Annotated in this window: 22 protein-coding genes; 5 read left to right on the top strand and 17 right to left on the bottom strand. The window is 71.2% G+C overall.

All coding sequences use genetic code 11. The features are described 5' to 3' along the window. Nucleotides 1-571: 571 nt before the first annotated feature. From AB0I42_RS17350 to AB0I42_RS17335, 4 genes are all read right to left on the bottom strand, one after another. On the bottom strand, nucleotides 572-1,420 hold the full coding sequence (locus tag AB0I42_RS17350; RefSeq protein ID WP_357538441.1) for a replication-relaxation family protein: 849 nt from the start codon (nucleotides 1,418-1,420) through the stop codon (nucleotides 572-574). 222 nt (nucleotides 1,421-1,642) lie between these two features. Next, nucleotides 1,643-2,545, bottom strand: a complete 903-nt coding sequence (locus tag AB0I42_RS17345) for a replication-relaxation family protein (RefSeq protein WP_357538439.1) — start codon at nucleotides 2,543-2,545, stop codon at nucleotides 1,643-1,645. Nucleotides 2,546-2,802: 257 nt separating this feature from the next. Further along, nucleotides 2,803-3,252, bottom strand: coding sequence for an AAA family ATPase (locus AB0I42_RS17340; RefSeq protein WP_357538437.1), 450 nt, complete (start codon nucleotides 3,250-3,252; stop codon nucleotides 2,803-2,805). Continuing rightward, nucleotides 3,194-4,588 carry an MFS transporter gene (locus AB0I42_RS17335; RefSeq protein WP_357538435.1) on the bottom strand — a complete coding sequence of 465 codons (1,395 nt, stop codon included), beginning with the start codon at nucleotides 4,586-4,588 and terminating at the stop codon, nucleotides 3,194-3,196. The genes AB0I42_RS17340 and AB0I42_RS17335 overlap by 59 nt, the downstream gene beginning before the upstream one ends. A 67-nt stretch (nucleotides 4,589-4,655) precedes the next feature. Here AB0I42_RS17335 and AB0I42_RS17330 point away from each other — a divergent pair, with 67 nt between their 5' ends. Beyond that, nucleotides 4,656-5,192 carry a GNAT family N-acetyltransferase gene (locus tag AB0I42_RS17330; RefSeq protein WP_357538434.1) on the top strand — a complete coding sequence of 179 codons (537 nt, stop codon included), beginning with the start codon at nucleotides 4,656-4,658 and terminating at the stop codon, nucleotides 5,190-5,192. A 22-nt stretch (nucleotides 5,193-5,214) separates the two neighbouring features. On the opposite strand, the gene AB0I42_RS17325 is transcribed toward AB0I42_RS17330, so the two are convergent. Then, entirely contained in the window at nucleotides 5,215-5,925 is a 711-nt protein-coding gene (locus tag AB0I42_RS17325) for a MerR family DNA-binding transcriptional regulator (RefSeq protein WP_357538432.1), read from the bottom strand. Nucleotides 5,926-6,005: 80 nt separating this feature from the next. On the opposite strand from AB0I42_RS17325, the gene AB0I42_RS17320 reads away from it, so the two are divergent. Then, nucleotides 6,006-7,640, top strand: a complete 1,635-nt coding sequence (locus tag AB0I42_RS17320; RefSeq protein ID WP_357538430.1) for a DUF6194 family protein — start codon at nucleotides 6,006-6,008, stop codon at nucleotides 7,638-7,640. A gap of 30 nt (nucleotides 7,641-7,670) precedes the next feature. Here the strand turns inward: AB0I42_RS17320 and AB0I42_RS17315 are convergent, their stop codons facing one another. Then, nucleotides 7,671-8,012, bottom strand: coding sequence for a VOC family protein (locus tag AB0I42_RS17315; RefSeq protein WP_357538428.1), 342 nt, complete (start codon nucleotides 8,010-8,012; stop codon nucleotides 7,671-7,673). A 73-nt stretch (nucleotides 8,013-8,085) separates the two neighbouring features. Continuing rightward, complete coding sequence (locus AB0I42_RS17310; protein ID WP_357538426.1) at nucleotides 8,086-8,703, bottom strand: DUF6518 family protein; 618 nt, start codon at nucleotides 8,701-8,703, stop codon at nucleotides 8,086-8,088. Nucleotides 8,704-8,841: 138 nt separating this feature from the next. On the opposite strand from AB0I42_RS17310, the gene AB0I42_RS17305 reads away from it, so the two are divergent. Continuing rightward, on the top strand, nucleotides 8,842-10,332 hold the full coding sequence (locus AB0I42_RS17305) for a plasmid pRiA4b ORF-3 family protein (protein ID WP_357538424.1): 1,491 nt from the start codon (nucleotides 8,842-8,844) through the stop codon (nucleotides 10,330-10,332). A 99-nt stretch (nucleotides 10,333-10,431) separates the two neighbouring features. Here AB0I42_RS17305 and AB0I42_RS17300 read toward each other — a convergent pair whose 3' ends face one another. From AB0I42_RS17300 to AB0I42_RS17275, 6 genes are all read right to left on the bottom strand, one after another. Further along, nucleotides 10,432-11,079 carry a hypothetical protein gene (locus AB0I42_RS17300; protein ID WP_357538422.1) on the bottom strand — a complete coding sequence of 216 codons (648 nt, stop codon included), beginning with the start codon at nucleotides 11,077-11,079 and terminating at the stop codon, nucleotides 10,432-10,434. Between the two features lie 79 nt (nucleotides 11,080-11,158). Beyond that, nucleotides 11,159-11,731: a nucleotidyltransferase family protein gene (locus AB0I42_RS17295; RefSeq protein ID WP_357538421.1), complete on the bottom strand. Its 573-nt coding sequence runs from the start codon at nucleotides 11,729-11,731 to the stop codon at nucleotides 11,159-11,161. Then, nucleotides 11,728-12,528 (bottom strand): TIGR02452 family protein, encoded by an 801-nt coding sequence (locus AB0I42_RS17290; protein ID WP_357538419.1) that lies wholly within the window; start codon nucleotides 12,526-12,528, stop codon nucleotides 11,728-11,730. Before AB0I42_RS17290 ends, AB0I42_RS17295 begins: the two co-directional genes overlap by 4 nt. Before the next feature lie 95 nt (nucleotides 12,529-12,623). After that, complete coding sequence (locus AB0I42_RS17285) at nucleotides 12,624-12,779, bottom strand: hypothetical protein (RefSeq protein WP_357538417.1); 156 nt, start codon at nucleotides 12,777-12,779, stop codon at nucleotides 12,624-12,626. Then, nucleotides 12,779-12,985: a helix-turn-helix transcriptional regulator gene (locus tag AB0I42_RS17280; RefSeq protein WP_101365704.1), complete on the bottom strand. Its 207-nt coding sequence runs from the start codon at nucleotides 12,983-12,985 to the stop codon at nucleotides 12,779-12,781. The genes AB0I42_RS17285 and AB0I42_RS17280 overlap by 1 nt, the downstream gene beginning before the upstream one ends. After that, the gene (locus AB0I42_RS17275) at nucleotides 12,985-13,419 is read right to left on the bottom strand and encodes a DUF2975 domain-containing protein (RefSeq protein WP_357538415.1); all 435 of its coding nucleotides are present in this window, start codon (nucleotides 13,417-13,419) and stop codon (nucleotides 12,985-12,987) included. Before AB0I42_RS17275 ends, AB0I42_RS17280 begins: the two co-directional genes overlap by 1 nt. Before the next feature lie 213 nt (nucleotides 13,420-13,632). Here AB0I42_RS17275 and AB0I42_RS17270 point away from each other — a divergent pair, with 213 nt between their 5' ends. Together AB0I42_RS17270 and AB0I42_RS17265 are read left to right on the top strand one after the other, a co-directional pair. Further along, on the top strand, nucleotides 13,633-14,220 hold the full coding sequence (locus AB0I42_RS17270; protein WP_357538414.1) for a sigma-70 family RNA polymerase sigma factor: 588 nt from the start codon (nucleotides 13,633-13,635) through the stop codon (nucleotides 14,218-14,220). Next, complete coding sequence (locus AB0I42_RS17265; protein ID WP_357538412.1) at nucleotides 14,217-14,987, top strand: hypothetical protein; 771 nt, start codon at nucleotides 14,217-14,219, stop codon at nucleotides 14,985-14,987. The genes AB0I42_RS17270 and AB0I42_RS17265 overlap by 4 nt, the downstream gene beginning before the upstream one ends. 179 nt (nucleotides 14,988-15,166) lie before the next feature. Here AB0I42_RS17265 and AB0I42_RS17260 read toward each other — a convergent pair whose 3' ends face one another. From AB0I42_RS17260 to AB0I42_RS17245, 4 genes are all read right to left on the bottom strand, one after another. Further along, nucleotides 15,167-15,490 (bottom strand): plasmid stabilization protein, encoded by a 324-nt coding sequence (locus AB0I42_RS17260; RefSeq protein ID WP_357538410.1) that lies wholly within the window; start codon nucleotides 15,488-15,490, stop codon nucleotides 15,167-15,169. A gap of 135 nt (nucleotides 15,491-15,625) precedes the next feature. Beyond that, nucleotides 15,626-16,414: an ABC transporter permease gene (locus AB0I42_RS17255; RefSeq protein ID WP_357538408.1), complete on the bottom strand. Its 789-nt coding sequence runs from the start codon at nucleotides 16,412-16,414 to the stop codon at nucleotides 15,626-15,628. Further along, nucleotides 16,411-17,352: an ATP-binding cassette domain-containing protein gene (locus AB0I42_RS17250; protein WP_357538406.1), complete on the bottom strand. Its 942-nt coding sequence runs from the start codon at nucleotides 17,350-17,352 to the stop codon at nucleotides 16,411-16,413. The genes AB0I42_RS17255 and AB0I42_RS17250 overlap by 4 nt, the downstream gene beginning before the upstream one ends. A gap of 10 nt (nucleotides 17,353-17,362) precedes the next feature. Then, complete coding sequence (locus AB0I42_RS17245) at nucleotides 17,363-18,220, bottom strand: DUF4097 family beta strand repeat-containing protein (protein WP_357538405.1); 858 nt, start codon at nucleotides 18,218-18,220, stop codon at nucleotides 17,363-17,365. Between the last annotated feature and the right edge of the window lie 49 nt (nucleotides 18,221-18,269).

Genomic DNA, 18,269 nt, shown 5'->3' with positions numbered 1-18,269 from the left:
CGGTGGCGCTGCGGCCGCTGATGGGCAAGCAAGAACAGGAAGGCAACCGGGGACTGGGCGCAATGCGGTCATCAGGATGGACCCTCGAACCTTGGTCAGACTGAGGTCGGGCGCTGCCGATAGCAGCGACAGAAGGTACGTGAAAGAGCATCGAAACTCCTTGATCGTGGGGGTGTAGTTAGCGTCGGTCTACGGCGCCAGACGAGATGACAACCAGCGGACCGGGCCCGCGATGAGCCACGGCTCGGCCCACAACTGCGGCGGCGCGTCGGCGCACGGCAGAGGTCGGATGGTCGGCTGCGGGTACGGGCTGGGCCACCGTTGGGTCACGGCCGTTGACCAACCGTGCCCCGGCCGGGAATAGCGGACCCCAACCGGGCCGACCACGCCCCGGCCGGGACCAACGGTGACCCAACCCGTTGGCCAGCCGGGCCCAACCAGTGGGCCACCTGTGATACGTCGCCCACAGGGCGAGCCCAACAGCGCGCCAACCGCGACTCAACTGAGGCCAACTGGGCTGGAGGAGCGGCCCACCCGTGCGTCTCCACAGGTGACCGGCCGAGTTGGTCGTTCACGGGTCGGATGGATGATCGTCGCGGTGAAGGTGAGCGAGGCGTTGTCGGGGGCCGTCGTGGCGGTGTAGCCACCACACGTCGTCGGCGGGGCTTGCGGCCCGCTGTGCGGCGCTGTCGCGGGCTGCGGTCGCGACGGGATAGCTGGTACCGGCCTTGGCCAGGTGTCGATGGAGGTGGCGCTCTCTGACGGCGGTGGGCAGCCAGAACAGCACCGGCCAGGCCCGGCCGGTTTCGCGGGCGAGTTCGGCGTAGGCGTGGACCTTGCTGACAAGGGTGTGCTGGGGTTCGGTGCCGTTGTCGTGCTCGAGGAAGAACGACACGCGATGGCCGTGTTCGGTCCAGGTCCCGTACCCGTCCGGGCGGATCCGGGCGTAGTAGACCACTGCGTGTAGATCCCTGAGTTCGGGGACCGCGGCGGACCGAAACCGGGACTCCGGCAGCCAGAGTTCCAGGGCGGCGTCGGGATGGGTGCGGGCGTGGCCGGCCAGGTCGGTGAAGAACTGGTTGACGCCGAGCAGGTGGGGCAGGTTGGCCCGGTTGGTCAGGTGCCAGCGCCGCCGGCGGGCCTGGTCCCTACGGGGCAGGTCCTCGCCACGGTGGGCGGCGACGATCTCGGTGCCGAGTTGGCCGAGGACGTAGTGGTAGGGGTGGGTGCCGCCTTCAGCGCGGAACGGCCGGAACCGGGCCAGCAAACCGACGTCGGTGAGCGTACGGAGGCGGCGTTGGGCAAAGTCGAGTGAGCTGTACAGGGCGTGGGCGATCTGGAAGCTGGTCAGCACGCCGTGGTCGGCGAGCCAGCCCAGCAGGGTGTGGTCTCGGTCGGTGAGGCGGGCCTGTACCCGCATGAACTGCTCTTGCAATAGGGAACTCCGCTCTGTGGAGGAATGTCACTGGTATGTCGTGTGCTTCCCCGTCGGGAGACCCCCTTGGCAGGGTCTCTCGCGACACGGCCGATCGCCCCGAAAGCGGCCGTGACCTGCACGGTTGGCTGCTGGTTGGGGTCGGTCCGGGGGTCGGTATCGAAGCGGACCCCCTCACGGGCGGCCACCGGAGCCCCGGCCGGACCCCTAACCGGCACCGGGGGCAGCCACCGACGGGCCGCCGGCCTTGCGGGTTCGCCGGGGTGGGACATCGACCAGCCGGACCAGCCGGCCCGAACTGTCGGTGGCGACCGACCAGATCGCGTCGGCCGGGCTGGTCGTCGCGTACAGGCGTGAACGGGTGGTCGAGGCGACCGTCACCGGCATCGGCGCGGCACCGACCTCGTCGTGCAGGAGCCGCTCCCGCCCGTCGTCGGCGGTGACGACCAGGACCGCGCTGGCGGGAACACCCGCCACGGCATTCCGGTAGCCGGCGACCCCCTGCGACGGCGGCGAGGTCGGGGTGCCGATGAGCGGCCCACTCCGTTGGTGGTCGAGGTGCAGCAGGAACCGGACCACCACGTCACCCTCGACCCAGACACCCAACCCGTGCGGGCTGGTGCCCGGCACACCGTGGCGGTGCAACCAGTCCGTTGCCTCCAGCGCACGCCACCACTGGTACAGGTACCCCGCCCCTGTGCGGACTGCGTGCGCGGTGAGCCGGACGAAGAAGTCGTTGACCACGAACTCGTCCGGGCCGTGCCCGAGTGCCGCCGGCACCGGTCTGCCCTGTCGCTCGAGTCGGGCTTTCAGCAGACGGATGCCGTCGGTGCTGGCCTCGTAGTGCGCCAGGTGCGACGGGTCCTTTTCGTACACGAACCGCCACACCAGCCCTGCGCGTACCAGCACACCGAGATAACGCGACGCCGACGGGCGACTCACGGACATCAGCACCGCCGCCTGGGCGGTGTCCAACACTCCCCGCAGCGCGAGCGTCTCCAGCAACACCCAGTGCCGCGCCGTCAACCCGCGCCCGTCGGGCGACACCGGCCTGCGGGCGGGCGGACACCACGCGTCCTCCCCCGCCGCGACCTTGTATCTACGTCTCATTCAGTTCCCTTCCCGCCTCCGCCCGCACCGGCAGCCCCCGAGGGGCCGCCTCCCAGGTACTGGCGAGGGCGGAGACTGCCGGCGACCCACGGCCGTCGGTGTTCTTCCGTCAGGTACCAAAGGCCCTCGGAAACCGGTTACAGTCGATCCGCTGTGCAACAGATCATCCGAAAGGCCAATGACAAAAGCTGACACATTGGGCGCCAGAAGATTCGGCCCCGCTCCGCGAGCGCCGCTGCCGAATTGCCGGTGCCCGTTCAGGACGTCGTGGTGAGCAGCCGCCCGACGATGTCGGCCAGTTCCGTGACGGGACGGCGGCCGTCGAGTTCCATGCTGGCACCACGACGGAGCAAAGGCTCCACCTCACCCACGTAACGCTCGATCTCCGCCCGCTGCTCGGCCGTCTTCCCGTACGGATTGCTCGCACGCGCCGCGACGCGGTCGAGAAGGACCTCGAGCGGTGCGGTCAGCAGGACGACGTGGTCGAACCGGTCGTAGAAGCGGCCCTGGTTCGCCACGGTTCCCGACACGACGACCTCGGCCCGCCCCGCGAGCAGAGCTGCCATACGCGGCTCGTCCCAGTCGCCGTCCGGCAGTGTCCAGTCGCCGTAGTCGGTGTCGACGACCTGGTGGCCGCGCCGCGACAGCTCAGCCAGCAGCGTGCTCTTGCCTGCGCCCGACATCCCTGTCACCAGCACCCGCGCCACCCGGTGACTCTACTGAGCCGCCGGCGGCGCCCGGACCGTGTGCCCGGGTTCCGACCAGTACTGCGACGGCAAGCATCAGCGCCGCACCGGCGACGAACGGCCCCGGCGCCCACAGGAATGTCCGGACGGTTCCGGCGACGAGCGGGCCGGCGACCGAACCGATTCCGGCGAGCATCGCCGCCGCCCCCATGGCCAGCCCGACCGAGTCGGGGCCGGCGATCCGGCTCATCTCGGCGACCGCGCACGGGAACAGCACCGAGGCACCCAGCGCCCAGGTCAGCGGCAGCACCGGAACCGCCCACCCGGCCGGCACCACCGGTGCCAGCAGCATCGACGCGGCGATCAGCGCCGCGCCGCCGACCATCAGCCGGGTTTCGCCGAACGCCCTGACCAGGCGGCCGAGCAGCAGGCCACGGACGACGACCGCGACCACGCCGCTGATCGCGATGATCACCCCGTACGTGGCGGCGGTGATCGCCAGCCGGTCGGCGAGTTCGACCGGCAGGACCGTGGCGTATCCGGTGAAGCAGAGCCACCCGACGAGGATTGCGGTGGCGGTCCGACGCAGCCGCCGCTGGCGCAGGGCCGTGACCATGGCTGTCAGCCGGCGCTGCCGGCCGGGTCGGGCGGTCAGCCGGCGCTGCCGGCCGGGTCGGGCGACCGGCCGAGGCTCGGCGGCCGGCAGCAGGAAGACGGTGAGCAGCCAGGCGACCAGGGGTCCGGCCGCGGCCGTGAGTCCGACGGCGATGGTTCCGTACGACAGGACGAGGCCGCCCAGCGCCGGGCCGACGATGTTGCCGACGCCCTGTGCGGCGGTGACCCGTCCGATGACGCCGGTCCGGTCGGCGTCGGCGACGATCCGGGCGGCGTGCGTCTGCGCGAGCAGCGCCACCGCCGCGCCGAGGCCGGCGACGACCCGGCCGACGAACAGGGTCGGATAGTTCGTGGAGAAGGCGAAGACGACATGGCCGGCGGCGGCGACGAGTGGGGCGATCAGGAGTAGCCGTCGGGTGCCGTACCGGTCGGCGAGGGCGCCCCAGACCGGGGCGGCGACCAGGGCGGCGACGCTGGCGGCGGCGAGCAGTATGCCGAGCCCGAACGCGCCGCCGTGCATCGCGATGACGATGAACGGCAGGGCGGGCAGGATCACGCCGATCGCGACGGCGTCGGCGCCGGCGGCGGTGACAAGGACACCGATGCCGGCCCGGCCGCGCCGGTCCGAGGTCGTCACCGGTTCCCGGCCGCCGTGGCGGGCCGGTGCCGGCGGGGCGGCCGCCTCGTCGGTCACGGGCGCCTCCTGCGGGTCGAGGGTGGGCACGGCATCGAGCGACGTCACCAGGATCGCGGGACCGGTGCGGCCGCGCCACCCGGTTTGTCGCGATCACGGAAGCTAAAGTGCCGGCATGGGAGAACTGAGAACTCAACGGCTGCTGCTACGGCACTGGCGCGACTCCGACCTGGACCCGTGGGCGGAAATGAACGCCGACCCGCAGGTGCGTGAGTTCTTCCCGAACGTGGAGACCCGCGAGAAGAGCACGGCCGCGGTGGCGCTCTTCCAGGCCGGCCTGGAAGAGCGCGGCTGGGGCTGGTGGGCGGTCGAGGTCGCCGCGACCGGTGAGTTCATCGGGTTCACCGGCCTGAACCCGATCGGTGCCAACATGCCGTTCACCGGCGTCGAGACCGGCTGGCGGCTGCGCCGTACAGCGTGGGGACACGGATACGCCAGCGAGGCCGCCCGCGCCTGCCTGGCGTACGGATTCGGGACCCTGGCCCTGCCGGAGATCGTGGCGTTCACCGCGGTCGGCAACCAGCGGTCGGAGGCCGTCATGCGGCGGATCGGGATGACCCGCGATCCCGACGGGGACTTCGACCACCCGAACATTCCCGACGGCCCGGTACGCCGCCACGTCCTCTACCGGATCGCCGCACCGGCCGGCTGACGGCACTCCGGCCGGTCACGGCCTATGTGGTCGGCTCGTCGGGCAGGCGCAGGAAAGCGTCGAGGCGGGCGGCGGCGGTCAGCATCGCCCGGCCCCGGCCGGCGAGCCGCCGCCGCCAGTCCGCGAGCGAACTGGCCAACGGTTCGGCGCCACCGGCGCCGCGTACGTGCCCCAGCACGGTGGCGATGTGGGCCAGTGGATAGCCGCCGCGTCGCAGCAGGTGGGCGAGTTCGGCGTCGCGTACGTCGTCGGCCTGGTACACCCGGTGCCGGGTGGCCCGGTCCCGCTGCGGGGTGAGGATGCCGGCGCGTTCCCACTTGCGCAGGGTCGCCGCGGTGACCCCGAGCCGGTGCGCGACCGCGCCGACCGGAAGCGGCCGGTCCGGGCGCCGCGCGGCCGGGGTGCCGACGAGTACGTCGATGGCAGCCTCGACGGAGTCGAGCGTTTCCCGGTCCCCGGCCAGCTGGGCGTGGCCGGCGTCGATCACCTGGAAGGCGGCGTCGAGGTCACCCCGGAGAACCGCCCGCATGATCGTTCCGGCGGTCGCGTACCCGTACGCCGGAATCAGCGCCAGATAGGCGCCGAGCGCGCCGGCGTGCACGGGCGTGTAGACGCGGTAGCCGCTCGGGGTACGACGCGCGGCCGGGATCACCCCGGCGTGCTCGTAGTTGCGGACCGTCTGCGCCGAGATGCCGTACGCCCGCCCCAGATCGGCCGGACGGCCATGCCCCACGTTTTGAGACTTCAGCGGATCTCCCAAGCCTGAGTCATCGGAAAAGTCTCGACAGCAGGTTCAAGGATACGGTCGAGGTCATGGCTACCGACCTCCGGTCCTTCCTCGAATCCCGTACCCGCCCCGTCGAACTCCTCGCCCTGGGCGAGCCGACCCACGGGGAACCGGCCTTCCCACGCCTGCGCAACGAGGCGGTCAAGGTCCTCGCCGAGCTGGGTTTCCGATCCATCGCCGTCGAATCCGACCGGGTCGCCGCGCTGGCCGTCGACACCTACGTCCGGGGTGCCGGCGGGACCATCGACGACGTGCTCGCCGACGGCTTCACCCACGGCCTGGGCGCATGCGCCGCCACCCGCGAACTCGTGGAGTGGATGCGGACGTACAACGGGTCGGTACCGCCGGCGGAGCGGCTGGCGTTCCACGGCTTCGATGCGCCCCTGGAGATGACCCACGCCGTCGGGCCCGGCCCCTACCTGCGGCATCTTTGCGACTATCTCGTCAACCACCTCGGCACCGAGCCGCTGCCGGCCGGCGTCGACGACCTGGAGCGGCTGCTGGGCGACGACACCCGGTGGAGCGACCCGGCCGCGCTGATGGAGGCCGCGAAGTCGATCGGCCGGTCCGAGGCGGCCGGCACACTGCGGATCCTCACCGACGACCTGCTGACCGCCCTGTACGCGCACGCACCCCGGCTGGTCGCCGCCTCGACCCGCGACGACTGGCGGTGTGCCCGGCTGCACGGCACGACCGCCCTCGGCCTGCTGCGCTACCACGCCGTCGCCGCCGACCCGGCCCCAGCCGCCGACCGCACCTCCCGGCTGCTCGCCGTACGGGACGCCCTGATGGCCGAGAACCTGCTCGACATCCGTACGACGGAACAGGGCCGCGGCCCGACCCTGGTCTTCGCCAACAACCGGCACCTTCAGCGGCACCCCAGCCAGTGGCGGCTCGCCGACATGGACCTCGAATGGTCCAGCGCCGGCTCGATCGTGTCGGCGCTGCTCGGCGACCGCTACGCCGTCGTCCTGGGCAGCCTCGGCGCCAGCGTCGCCCTGAAACTCGACGCACCGGCTGAGGACACGTACGAGGGCAGGATCGGTGCCGCCACCGGGCAGGGTCCGCTCTTCGCCGCCGCCCCGCTGGCCGCGCTCGTCGAAGGCGCGCGGGTCCGCACCGACGTGACACCCGAGCAGGGATACTTCCCGCTCGACGCCGAGACGGTCTCGCACTGTGACGCGGTGTGGCACGTCGAGCGGTTCTCGCCGGCCGCGGCGGCCCTCGCCGCCCGGATCCTGGAGCTGCCCGACGTCGCCGAGATGCGGGCCGGCCCGGACCTCGGCGCACCCGAACTCGGCTGGGACGACCGGTTCTTCTTCGCCGGACCGGACCGGCACCGGCCGTTCGCCACCATCGTCGCCCACGACATCCCCGGCTTCGACGACCGGTCGCGGCTGGACCGCGCCGGAGTGTTCCGGCTCAACATCGAGGCGGGCCGCGACGAGTTCCGGCGGCTGTTCGGCTACGGGCCCGAGCAGTTCGCCGAACACAGGGACACGATCGACTTCACCGCCATGGACGTGATCGTGCCGCACCCGGCGTACGCGGTGCAGGGCTGGGTGAGCGTCAGCAACCCCGGCCCCGGGACGTGGGCGGAGGTGGAACGGCTGCTGGCGTACGCCCACCGGCGCTCGACGCAGCGGAAACGGCGGCCCTGATCACGCCCACCGGGTGCGGCGGGCGCCCGGTCACAGCGGGGCGCCGCCGAACCCGATCTCGTTGCCGTCGGGGTCGTGGAAGGTCGTCTTCCGTACGCCGTTGTCGTAGGTTTCCCGCTTCGCCGGCTCCAGTCCCCGCCCCACTATCTCCGCCACGCGGGTGTCGAAGTCGTCGACGAAGAGGGTGTGCATGGCGTGGCCGGCGTGGTCGGGCCGCTGCTCGATGTACACGTACCGGTGTTCCGCGAGTTCCCAGACTGCTTCGATGTCATTGGGGAGGAATGTCGGTGGGGAGCCGAGCAGGCGCTCGTACCAGGCCAGCGACGTCGCGTAGTCGCTGACCGGTATTCCCGCGAACAAATCGACGGCCATGCCGGCATGCTAACCGCCGCGTCCGACACCCGCCCGCGTACCGGTTCGCCCGGACCGGACCCCGGCCCGGCCGTCAGCGGAATCCCGCGACCAGGAACGCCCCGAACCCGACCACGGCCAAGGGCACAGCTGTGGCCAGGGCGAGTGCCCGCCGCCGGTTCGTCCCGCCGACCAGGACGACGACCAGGACACCGAGCACGACGTTGATCAGGGCGGTCCACAGCGGATCGATCCCGTAGCTCGGGTGTCCGATGTCCCTGGCCAGCAGCCCCGCCTCGGCGAAGAGCACCGCGCCCGGCAGCGCGGTCCCCACCACCTGCCGCCACCCCGACCCGCGCGCCCACGTCCCACCGATGCCGAAGACGATCCCCGCGACGACACCGAAGGACATCCAGAGCAGCGACGTCGGCGCCCACAGCACGGCCAGGTCGTCGCCCTGGATCAGGGTCGCCGCAAGGTAGTAGCTGGGCACCGCGACGACGAGTCCGACGGCGGCGCCCAGCGCCGCGCGCAGCCAGCCCGACCGCACCCAGTAGCCGAAGCCGAAGGCCGCCACCGCCCACACGGCGCTGGAGTTGCCCAGGTCGGCGAAAGGGTACGGCACCCACTTGATCCACACGAAGTCGAGGAACCCCAGCAGGAAGCCGCCCACCACCGCGGCGAGCGCCACACGACGATGATCAGGGGCCATGACCAGAGAGCATACCGGGTATGCATCGTTGGTCGACGCGAGGTGCGTCGGGCACCCCTACCGGCGTCGGTCACAGGCCTCGGCGATCACCGCTGGCGACGCTCGCTGCCAGGGGCCGAGATGGCAGGATGGCAGCCCATGGCGAAGCGACGTACCACCCGGGCCGAGAACACCAGCGACGTGGATGCCGCCAGCGGGACGGCCGACGAGGTCGGCCTGCTGCGACAGGCACTGGCGGCAGCCGGCGCCCCGGACGAGGTGCTACGGATGCTGGACGCCGGCGGCCCGGATGAGATCTTCGCCCGCCTGGCCGAGGCCGACGCGCTGCCGACCCCCGACGATGCGCTACCCAATCTGATCGCTCAGTGGACGCCGCTGCTGGCACGCGGCGTCGACCCCTTGACCGCCGAGATATCCGGGCTGGAGTTCGTCGCCGCCTTCCGCTCCGCGGAACCCGACCCGGACCGGTTTGCCGGAATGCTGACCGCACTCGTCGAAGACACGGCCGCATACGGCGGCGCCGCCGCGTTGGCGTTCCTGCGAACGATGGCGGCGGTCGGGCCGGCAACGGTACGGCCCACAGCCGCTGAGGCCGCCGACCGGCTCGTCGCCGGCGGGTTGACCGACCGGCCGTGGGTCAAGGATCTCGGGAACCCGAAGGTCGGAACCTGCTTCGGCTACAGGGACGACCTGGGGGCGCAGGAGACGGTCGCGGTCACGTTCCGCTACGGGCGACGAGAGCACGCCATCGCCGTACTGATCGACCATGACCTCGGCGGTGGGGTCAAGGACTGCTGGCCCACCGACGAACCCGACCAGATCCGTGCCGCCTACCGCGCCTCCGCAGCAGAAGAGGGGCTCCGCTTCGCGGACTACCAGCCGGCCGAAGCCCGGGCGATCCTGCACGGGGCGCTGGAGCAACCGCCCTGTCCGGTGGAACCCGATCAGGTCGAGGACGTCGACATGTTCCTGGACCTGGTCCGAAGCCGGGCCGCGCTGCTGCCCGACGCCGGCCCGTACCGGAACCTGTCAACACGGCAGCGCGTATCCCGAAAAGCGTCGTCGACCGCAACGGTGCACCGGCTGAAGGTGTCGCTGCACGGAGCCAGGCCGCCCATCTGGCGACGGATCGAGGTGCCCTCCGACACCAGCCTGCACGAATTGCATCTGGTCATCCAGGCTGCTTTCGGCTGGGAGAACTACCACATGTGGATGTTCGAAAACGCCACCGGCCGGTACGGGATCCCGGACCGGGAACTCGACATCAGGTCCGCCGCGACCAGGAAGATCCGCGACGTCGCGGCCCGTAAGGGCAGCCGCCTGGACTACACCTACGACTTCGGCGACAACTGGGAACACAGCATCGTGGTGGAAGAGGTCCGGGCCACGGAGGCGGGCATCAGCTATCCCCGTTGTCTCGCCGGCCGCCGGACCGCGCCACCGGAGGACTGCGGCGGCATCTGGGGCTACGAGGACCTCATCGAGATCCTGGCCGACCCGACCCACGAGGAACACGCCGAACGCCTCGAATGGCTCGGGCTGTCCTCAGCGGCCGAATTCGACCCCGCCCACTTCGACCTCGAGGGGATCAACCAGGAACTCGCGCAGGTCACAGCCGGCCGGCGGTGAGTCGCTCCCCGACGACGGCACCGGCCGGCAGGTGGCTGACGCCTCAGCCTGGCGGAATCATCGAACAGCCCCCGCCCGGATTACTGTCGCCGCGGAGCACTACGAGCCGACAGCGGCGGCCCGGTAGTGGGCGAGGTAGTCCCGTACCGGCGGCGACAGGGCGTCCCAGTCCCGTTCCTGGCCGACCACCTCGAACCAGGCCAGGTTCTCCACCCAGAACCGGTAGACGAACCGTTCGAAGTCCGGCGCCACCTCCACCAGATCGCCGGCCGCGTCCACCTCGTCGACGCCGTCCTCGACCCAGGTGTCGTAGTTGATCCCGCCGGCCACCACCCGGTGTCCGCCGTCCGGTTCCAGGTACAGGTACCAGAACAGGCAGTCCTGCTGGTCGTTGAGGAACCGCAGGAGCCTCGCGCCGGCACCGACCGGGCTCGGCACCGGCGGCGCCGGCGGCTGCCACCAGCAAGCCGTGCACGACGGCACCGCGCCCGACAGCTCCGGCCGCCTCATGAACTCCACGAACGGATCCGGCAACCCCGTACCGAGAAACGCCCCGTCCGCCCGCACGTCGATCGGCCGCATGTACGCGCCCCGCGGATCGCGGGCCCCGGCCAGCCAGGCGAACCGGCCGTCGAACAGCGGCTCCGGCAGCGGTGGCAGGCTGTCGGGCGGGAAGTAGTCGTACGTCCCGTCGTCGCGCCGGTACGGCCCGAGATCCGTACCGAACCATCCCCTCGTCAGCACCATCGGACCACTGTAGACATCGTGTCGGTCACGTCGTGTCGAACCGGCGTGGCGACGCCCCGTCGACAGCGCCCGGAACGACTCAGGCCGGCGGGATCACGGTCACGCCCGGCCACCGCTGTGCGGGCCGGTGCCGGGCGAGCCTGGCCAGCGAACGGTCCACTGTGACCTGTCGCGGATTGTGTCGCCACACTCCGTCGAGGAGATCCGCCACCCCGTACGGCGCGCACACCTCGATCCGGTCGTCGCGGTCGAGCCGCACCACGACGGCGGTGGCCGTCTCGGGCCAGGTGCCGATCGCGTCCGCGATCGACGTCAGCGGCTCGACCGGGTCGCCGCCGAACTTGGTGGCGTACCAGGTGTGGACCGCCGCCTGGTTGCGGGCCTCCCACGGGACGCCGGGCATCCGCTCACCCAGGCGGGCGGTCACCCGGTCGTCGTACTCACGGCTGAGGTCGCTGTCGTCGAAGAAGGCGACGTCGACGTCGCGCACCTCGGCGGGGCGGAACCCGGACCCGTACCGCTCGCCCCAGACCAGGTCGCGCAGCGCCCCCGCGCCGACCCAGGCGTCCGGGATCCGTTCGTCGCGGACGACGGTGAGCACCCGCATCAGCCAGTCGTTCGACCGGATCAGTGTCTCCAGGGTGTCGGTCATGTCCCGAGGTGCCTCCTGAACGTGGCGTAGACCGGCGTACCCGGAAGGTTGTCGTGGATGGCGAAGACGACGTGGTCGAACCGGTCGACGGCCCGCAGCGCGGTGGCGAACGCGTCGGCGACCGTCGCCGGGTCGTTGCGGAACACCCCGCAGCCCCACGCGCCCAGCACGAGCGTCCGGTGCCCGTGGGCGGCGGCGACCTCGAGTACCCGACGGGCGCGGGCGGCCAGCACCGCCGGCACGTCGCCGACGTGTCCGGGCTGGTTGCGCGCGATCGCGCCGAGGTTCGGTGCCGCCGCCGTCAGGAACGACGTCCGGTACGGCTGGTCGAGCAGGTTGCCCTTGTCGTCGCGGAACACCGGCACGCCGGGGCTGTAGATGACCCGGTCGCTGTAGCGCAGGTCGCGCTGCTCGCGGTGGAAGGTGTAGAAGTCCGGCGCGGTGAGCAGGCACGGGTACAGCGCGGACGAGCGGGCGATGCTCTCCTCCTGCGCCTTCGCCCCGCCGAGGAAGCCGCCGCCGGGGTTCTTCGCCGACGCGAACACCAGGCACGCCGCCGCGGGTCCGAGGCGGCGGGCGGCGGCCAGGGTCGACTCGTGCGTCACCTCGACCGAGCCCGCACCGGGCTTGCCGTCGGGGACGGACAGGGCGGCGTCGGGCGGGTAGTGGCGGGTTCCGGCGACGGCGGCCCGTACGGCATCGGCGATGACGACCTTGCCGCCGGCGCTGTCGAGGTAGCGGCCGACTTCGGCGATCTCGACCGTCTGTCGGGCGATTTCCCGTAGCCGGCCGCTCACGGTCGGACCTGAAGATCACAGCATTGCACGAAGGGCAGGCTAGGCAGCGCGGCCGCCGGCTGGCAACGCAATAGCCGACGACCGCGTGTCCGGTGCTATCTGCCGCGGCGGATGCTCCGTACGCCGAACGTGACCGCCCCGACGACGAACGCAACGCCGAGGATCTGCAGGCCCGGCGAGTCGTCGGCCTCCCCGTGCACGATTCCGGCGACCCCGATCACGACGGCGACGACGGCGAGGAGCCATTTCATCACTCGTCGACCCACTCGAGCAGGTCGCCGGGCTGGCAGCCGAGCACCCGGCACATCGCTTCCAGGGTGCTGAATCTGACGGCCTTGGCCCGCCCGTTCTTCAGCACGGCCACGTTCGCCGGGGTGAGCCCCACCCGCTCGGCGAACTCGCCGACGCTCATCTTGCGCTTGGCCAACTCGACGTCGATGCGGACGACGATGGGCATCAGATCACCGCTTCCATGTCGGTCCGCAGGGTGGTCGCCTGGCGCAGCAGCGCACGCATCACGATCATCAGCAGCCCCACGACGGCGACCCCTACCGACGTCAGGAACAGCAGCATCGGCATCCCGGGGTCGTCCCCGGTGAATCCGACGTAGAGGAGAAGTCCCACGAGCACCACCCACGCGGCGACGATGGCCCACACGATCGTGTCGACCCACACCAGGGACGCCTTGGTGAAGATGCGGTCGTTCTTGACCAGGCTGAGCAACTTCCAGGTGGCCACGATCACCACCTGGACGCACAGCACCAGGAAGACCGCGATGGCGGTCATCGGCCACCGCAGGTAGGCGTCCTCGGGGGCCTCCTGCGCCATGTGCCTGAACTGTCCGGGCAGCGAGAGGGTCTGGAAGACGACCAGGATCCCGAACAACAACACGAGGAAGACTCTGAGTGGGGCTACGGCCCGATGCTCCGCCAACATACATCGACTATCACTCGCTACCTATCGAAAGTCAATCGATTCGCTGACTTTCGACGGTATGTGAACCTGATGACGGCGCGGCGGACGAAGCAACGGTCACGAACCACGGTGTGGCAGTCGCCGGCCAGCCGGACAGGTAGGGGGCATGACGGTGAACGAGAATCCCCGGTGAGCGCCGGGGGCCCCGCCACGGAGCGGACCGCGCGGGAGCGGCGCTTCCGGGCACTGCACACCGAGACATACCCGGACCTGCTGCGGTTCGTCGAACGGCGGGTCCCGTCCAGCGAAGCCGAGGACATCGTGTCGACGGTCTTCCTCGTCGCCTGGCGACGCCTGGACGAGATACCCGACGACACGCGGCCGTGGCTGTTCGGGGTGGCCCGCCGGACCATCGCCAACCAGACGCGCGGATGGCTGCGCCGCCGCGTACTCGACCTACGCCTGGCGTCGGAACCCGAGCACGCGCAGGCCGACGGATCGACGGCCGCCGCCGTACGGCTGGATCTGGTCCGGGCCTGGCGGACGCTGAGCGCCGGCGACCGCGAGGTGCTGGCGCTGGTCGCGTTCGACGGCCTGACGGCCGAGCAGGCCGCGACGGTGCTCGGCTGCCGCCGTTCGACCTTCGCCATGCGGCTGGGCCGGGCGAGGCAGCGGCTACGCAAGGCACTGGAGCCGGGCGCCCCGGCGGCGGCGCCGGGCAGGACAACGCGGAACTCACTGGGCGACGAGCGGCTGTGGACGGGAGCGTCAAGATGATCGACGACAGGGACCTCGACCAACTGGCGGTGCTGGACCCGGTCCGCCGTCGCGAGCCGGATGCCGAGGAGTGGTCGCGGGCGAACGCGCACGTGGAACGGATTCTGGCCGGTACGGCCGAGGCGGTGCCGGTGGTACGGCGGCGCGGTCGCCGGCTCGCCGTCGGTCTCGCCGGTGCGGCCGTCGCCGCCGCCGCACTGGTGGCCGTACCCTCGCTACTGCCGAGCGGAGGCGGAAACGCGTACGCGTCCTGGACGCCGGAACCGCAGATGTTGTCCGCGGCCCGCGCGCTGCCGGTGGCCCGGGCCTGCGCCAGGTCGATGGAGCGTGATCCGGCGGTCTTCACGTCGGACGTGCTGCTCGCCGAGCAGCGCGGGCAGGCGACGCTGGCCATCGTGAAGATGAGTGGGGCGACGGTGGTGGAATGCCTGTCCCTGGAGCCCGGCCGCGCCACCGCGGCCATGCTGCTGGCGGACGCGACCACCGGCCCGAGGCAGCCGGGCGCCGCCCGGATCACCATCGAGTCGATGAGTTCGCTCGGCTCCGGCGACTCGCAGTACTCGAACGTGGTGGGGCGGATCGACCCGGCGGTCACCGGCGTCGAGCTCGCCCTGCCCGACGGGCGGCGGATCCAGGCGAGCACGAACCTGGGCTGGTGGGCCGCCTGGTGGCCCGGGCCCGAGGGCGGCGAGACCGACTCGATCACGATCGGCGTACGGACCGCGTCCGGCTGGCAGTGGCACAAACAGGACGCGCTCTACGACTGAGCGGGAACGGCCGCGTAGCCGGGGCCGGGTGTGGTGGGTCAGCCCGCCGCACCCGGCCTTCGACGTCATCCTGGTGTCATCTGATCGACCGATGCCGGGGCACGGGGTGGGCGCCGTACCGTTGCAGCCACGTGTCGGCCGGGCAGGTCCCCCGTCTTGTCCGGCCCACACACTCCGGGCTACTTCGACAGGGCCTTTTCGAGTTGGGCCTTGGTCATCGTGGAGCGGCCCTTGATGTTGCGCTGTCTGACCTCGTTGTAGAGCTGTTCCTTGGTGCGCCCCTCGGCGCCGCTGTGCGACCGCAGGCCGCCCCGGCGTCCGGACGAGATGTCCTTGACCGAGGACCGGCTCGCGGTCCTGGATTCGCCGGCGCGGGCGCGTTCCTTGTTCACCGTGCGGGCGGCGATCTCCTCGGCGCGTGATTCGGAGACGCCCCGCCGCTTCGCGCTGGCCTTGATGTGCTTGTACTGACGTTCCCTCTTCGGGCTGGATCCCGCGGGCATGACCGGCTCCCCTCCGTCAGGGTTTGTGACAGCGAGGCTGTCCACCCATCGGTTCGGCAGCCCCATATCGGCCTACATCAGGACAGATGCCCAGCACGGTCGACCGGCAAACGCTGCCGCCCGACCCGACCGGTGTCAGCGGGACGTGTCCCGGTTGTAGAGCCGCTTGGCCCAGACGTAGCTGACCACGGTGATCACGATGGTCCAGGCGAGCGCGATCCAGCCGTCGTTGCCGATTCCGGTGCCCATCAGCAGGCCGCGCAGCGTCTCCATGATCGGGGTGAACGGCTGGTGCTCGGCGAACCAGCGCACGCCCGCCGGCATCGACTCGGTCGGGACGAAGCCGCTGCCGAGGAACGGCAGCAGGATCAGCGGCATCGGCAGGTTGCTGGCCGTCTCGACGCTCTTGCTGACCAGGCCGCAGGCGACCGACAGCCAGGTGACGGCGAAGGTCACGGCGACGAGCAGCCCGATCGCGGCGAGCCACTCGACCGGGTTCGCGGTGGGCCGGAAGCCGACCAGCAGGGCGACCCCGGTGACGGCCGCCAGGCCGAGCATCGTCTGGATCATGCTGCCGAGGACGTGGCCGGCCAGCACCGACGGCCGGAAGATCGACAGGGTACGGAACCGGTCGATGATGCCCTCGGTCATGTCCATCGCGACCGAGATCGCCGTTCCCTGGGCGGTGCCGGCGATCGCTATCAGCAGGATTCCGGGGGTGATGTAGTTGGCGTACTCGGCCCGGCCGCCGGCCCCGCCCAGCCCGGCCCCCATCGTGCCGCCGAAGACGTAGACGAACAGCAGCAGGAGGATCACCGGGATGCCGACCAGCATCAGGGTCAACCCCGGATACCGCTGCATCCGCCGCAGGTTGCGCCGCAGCATGGTGGTCGAGTCGCGTACGGCGTAGGTGAGGGTGCTCATCGCACGGATTCCCTTTCGGGGCGGCCGGTGAGGGCGAGGAAGACGTCGTCGAGGTCGGGGGTGCGCACGTCGAGGCCGTCGACCTCGATCGAGGCGCGGTCGAGCCGGTCGAGCAGGGCACGCAGCGAGGAAACCCCGCCGTCGCCGGGCACCCGCAGGGTCAGGGTCTCGTCGTCGCGGGTCGCCCCGGGGAAGGTACGGGCGGCGGACTCCAGCCCGGACAGGTCGGCGAACCGCAGGCTGACGTGGCCGCCGGGGACGAGGCGCTTGAGTTCGTCGGGGGTGCCTTCGGCGATCAGCCGGCCGTGGTCGAGCAGCGCGATCCGGTCGGCGAGTTCGTCGGCCTCGGCGAGGTACTGGGTGGTGAGGAAGAGCGTCACCCCGGACCGGACGAGACCGCGAATGATCTCCCACATGGTGCGCCGGCTGCGCGGGTCGAGGCCGGTGGTCGGCTCGTCGAGGAAGATGATGCTCGGCTCACCGACCAGGGTCATCGCCAGGTCGAGGCGGCGCCGCATCCCGCCGGAGTAGGTGGCCACCGGCTTGCCGGCCGCGTCGACGAGATCGAAGCGGTCGAGCAGTTCGGCGGTCCGGCGCCGGACGGTGGCCCGGTCCAGGTGCCGCAGGTCCGCCATGAGGCGCAGGTTCTCCTCGCCGGTGAGCAGGTTGTCGACGGCGGAGAACTGCCCGGTGACGCCGATCGCGTCACGTACGGCGTCGGGTTCGCGGGCCAGGTCCCGGCCGGCGATCCGGATTTCGCCGGCGTCGGCGCGGACCAGCGTGGACAGGATCTTCACGGTGGTGGTCTTGCCGGCGCCGTTCGGCCCGAGCAGCGCGAAGACGGTGCCGGCCGGCACGGTCAGGTCCACGCCGTCGAGCACCACCTTGCCGCCGTACGCCTTGCGCAGCCCGGTGGCCGTGATCGCGGGAATGGGCATCGCTTCTCCTTCAGGTCTTCGAGGTCACGCTGCGGCGGACGGTGATGTCGCCGACGGAGGTGCTCGCCCGCACCCGGACGGTGTCGTCGGTGGTGTCCGGCGCGGGCGACGACGCCAGTTCGTTGTGGACACGTCCGAAGGTGGTGTCGAGGTCGAGCCAGGCGGCGGTGCCGGCGCGGATACCGATGCCGACGACCCCGGCGGCCGTCTCCAGCACCACCGTGCCGCGGATCACCTCGCTGACGTGTATGCCGCCGTTCGCGGTCCTCGCGGTGACGTCGGCGTGCGCCCGGTCGACGGTGATCGACCCGTTGGCCGCCCTGAGTCGCAGGTCGCCGCCGGCCTCGCCGATCCAGCTGTCGCCGTTGGAGTTCTTGACCGTCGCCGGCCCGTCGATCCGGCGGATCCGCACCGACCCGTTGCCGGCGGTGACCTCGCCGCCTTCGACGTGGTCGGCGATGACGGCGCCGCTGCCGCTGTTGAGGCGTACCGGGCCGGCCCGGTCGAGCTGGATGTCGCCGTAACCGTTCTTGAAGCGGCACTCGCCGAGGCGGCCTTCGAGCCGCACCTCGCCCATGCCGGTCTCGCCGTCGAGGTGGGAGCCCTCGGGCAGTTCGATCGTGACGTCGACCGCGCCGCTACGGGTGAACAGCGTCCCGAGCCGGGGGCCGCGGACCAGCAGCTTGCCGTCGGCGTACTCGACGCGGGTCTGTTCGGCGACCTTGCGGTCGACCTTGCTCGACGGGTCGACGGGGCGTACGTCGACGGTCGTGTCGGTGCGGGTGCCGGCGACGAGTCGCACGTTGCCGACGACGAAGCCGAGGTTCACGGTGACGGAGATCGGTTGCGGTGTGTCGAAGGTCGGCATGGCTGGTCCCCTACGTGGTGGGTGGACTGGTCCGAACGGAAAGGGCTGG

The organism is Polymorphospora sp. NPDC050346 (assembly GCF_040655695.1).
In the GTDB taxonomy this organism is placed as follows: Bacteria; Actinomycetota; Actinomycetes; order Mycobacteriales; family Micromonosporaceae; genus Polymorphospora; species Polymorphospora lycopeni.
Note: the sequence above shows the minus strand (reverse complement) of the source record. Positions and strands in the feature narration are given on the sequence as shown.

Excerpts from the sequence above, each read along its gene's own strand:
- AB0I42_RS17300 (WP_357538422.1), bottom strand. The coding sequence starts at position 11,079 with ATGGTGCTGACGAGGGGATGGTTCGGTACGGATCTCGGGCCGTACCGG.
- AB0I42_RS17245 (WP_357538405.1), bottom strand. The coding sequence starts at position 18,220 with ATGCCGACCTTCGACACACCGCAACCGATCTCCGTCACCGTGAACCTC.
- AB0I42_RS17255 (WP_357538408.1), bottom strand. The coding sequence starts at position 16,414 with ATGAGCACCCTCACCTACGCCGTACGCGACTCGACCACCATGCTGCGG.
- AB0I42_RS17330 (WP_357538434.1), top strand. The coding sequence starts at position 4,656 with ATGGGAGAACTGAGAACTCAACGGCTGCTGCTACGGCACTGGCGCGAC.
- AB0I42_RS17265 (WP_357538412.1), top strand. The coding sequence starts at position 14,217 with ATGATCGACGACAGGGACCTCGACCAACTGGCGGTGCTGGACCCGGTC.
- AB0I42_RS17295 (WP_357538421.1), bottom strand. The coding sequence starts at position 11,731 with ATGACCGACACCCTGGAGACACTGATCCGGTCGAACGACTGGCTGATG.
- AB0I42_RS17250 (WP_357538406.1), bottom strand. The coding sequence starts at position 17,352 with ATGCCCATTCCCGCGATCACGGCCACCGGGCTGCGCAAGGCGTACGGC.
- AB0I42_RS17305 (WP_357538424.1), top strand. The coding sequence starts at position 8,842 with ATGGCGAAGCGACGTACCACCCGGGCCGAGAACACCAGCGACGTGGAT.
- AB0I42_RS17285 (WP_357538417.1), bottom strand. The coding sequence starts at position 12,779 with ATGAAATGGCTCCTCGCCGTCGTCGCCGTCGTGATCGGGGTCGCCGGA.
- AB0I42_RS17345 (WP_357538439.1), bottom strand. The coding sequence starts at position 2,545 with ATGAGACGTAGATACAAGGTCGCGGCGGGGGAGGACGCGTGGTGTCCG.
- AB0I42_RS17320 (WP_357538430.1), top strand. The coding sequence starts at position 6,006 with ATGGCTACCGACCTCCGGTCCTTCCTCGAATCCCGTACCCGCCCCGTC.
- AB0I42_RS17350 (WP_357538441.1), bottom strand. The coding sequence starts at position 1,420 with ATGCGGGTACAGGCCCGCCTCACCGACCGAGACCACACCCTGCTGGGC.
- AB0I42_RS17260 (WP_357538410.1), bottom strand. The coding sequence starts at position 15,490 with ATGCCCGCGGGATCCAGCCCGAAGAGGGAACGTCAGTACAAGCACATC.
- AB0I42_RS17280 (WP_101365704.1), bottom strand. The coding sequence starts at position 12,985 with ATGCCCATCGTCGTCCGCATCGACGTCGAGTTGGCCAAGCGCAAGATG.
- AB0I42_RS17315 (WP_357538428.1), bottom strand. The coding sequence starts at position 8,012 with ATGGCCGTCGATTTGTTCGCGGGAATACCGGTCAGCGACTACGCGACG.
- AB0I42_RS17310 (WP_357538426.1), bottom strand. The coding sequence starts at position 8,703 with ATGGCCCCTGATCATCGTCGTGTGGCGCTCGCCGCGGTGGTGGGCGGC.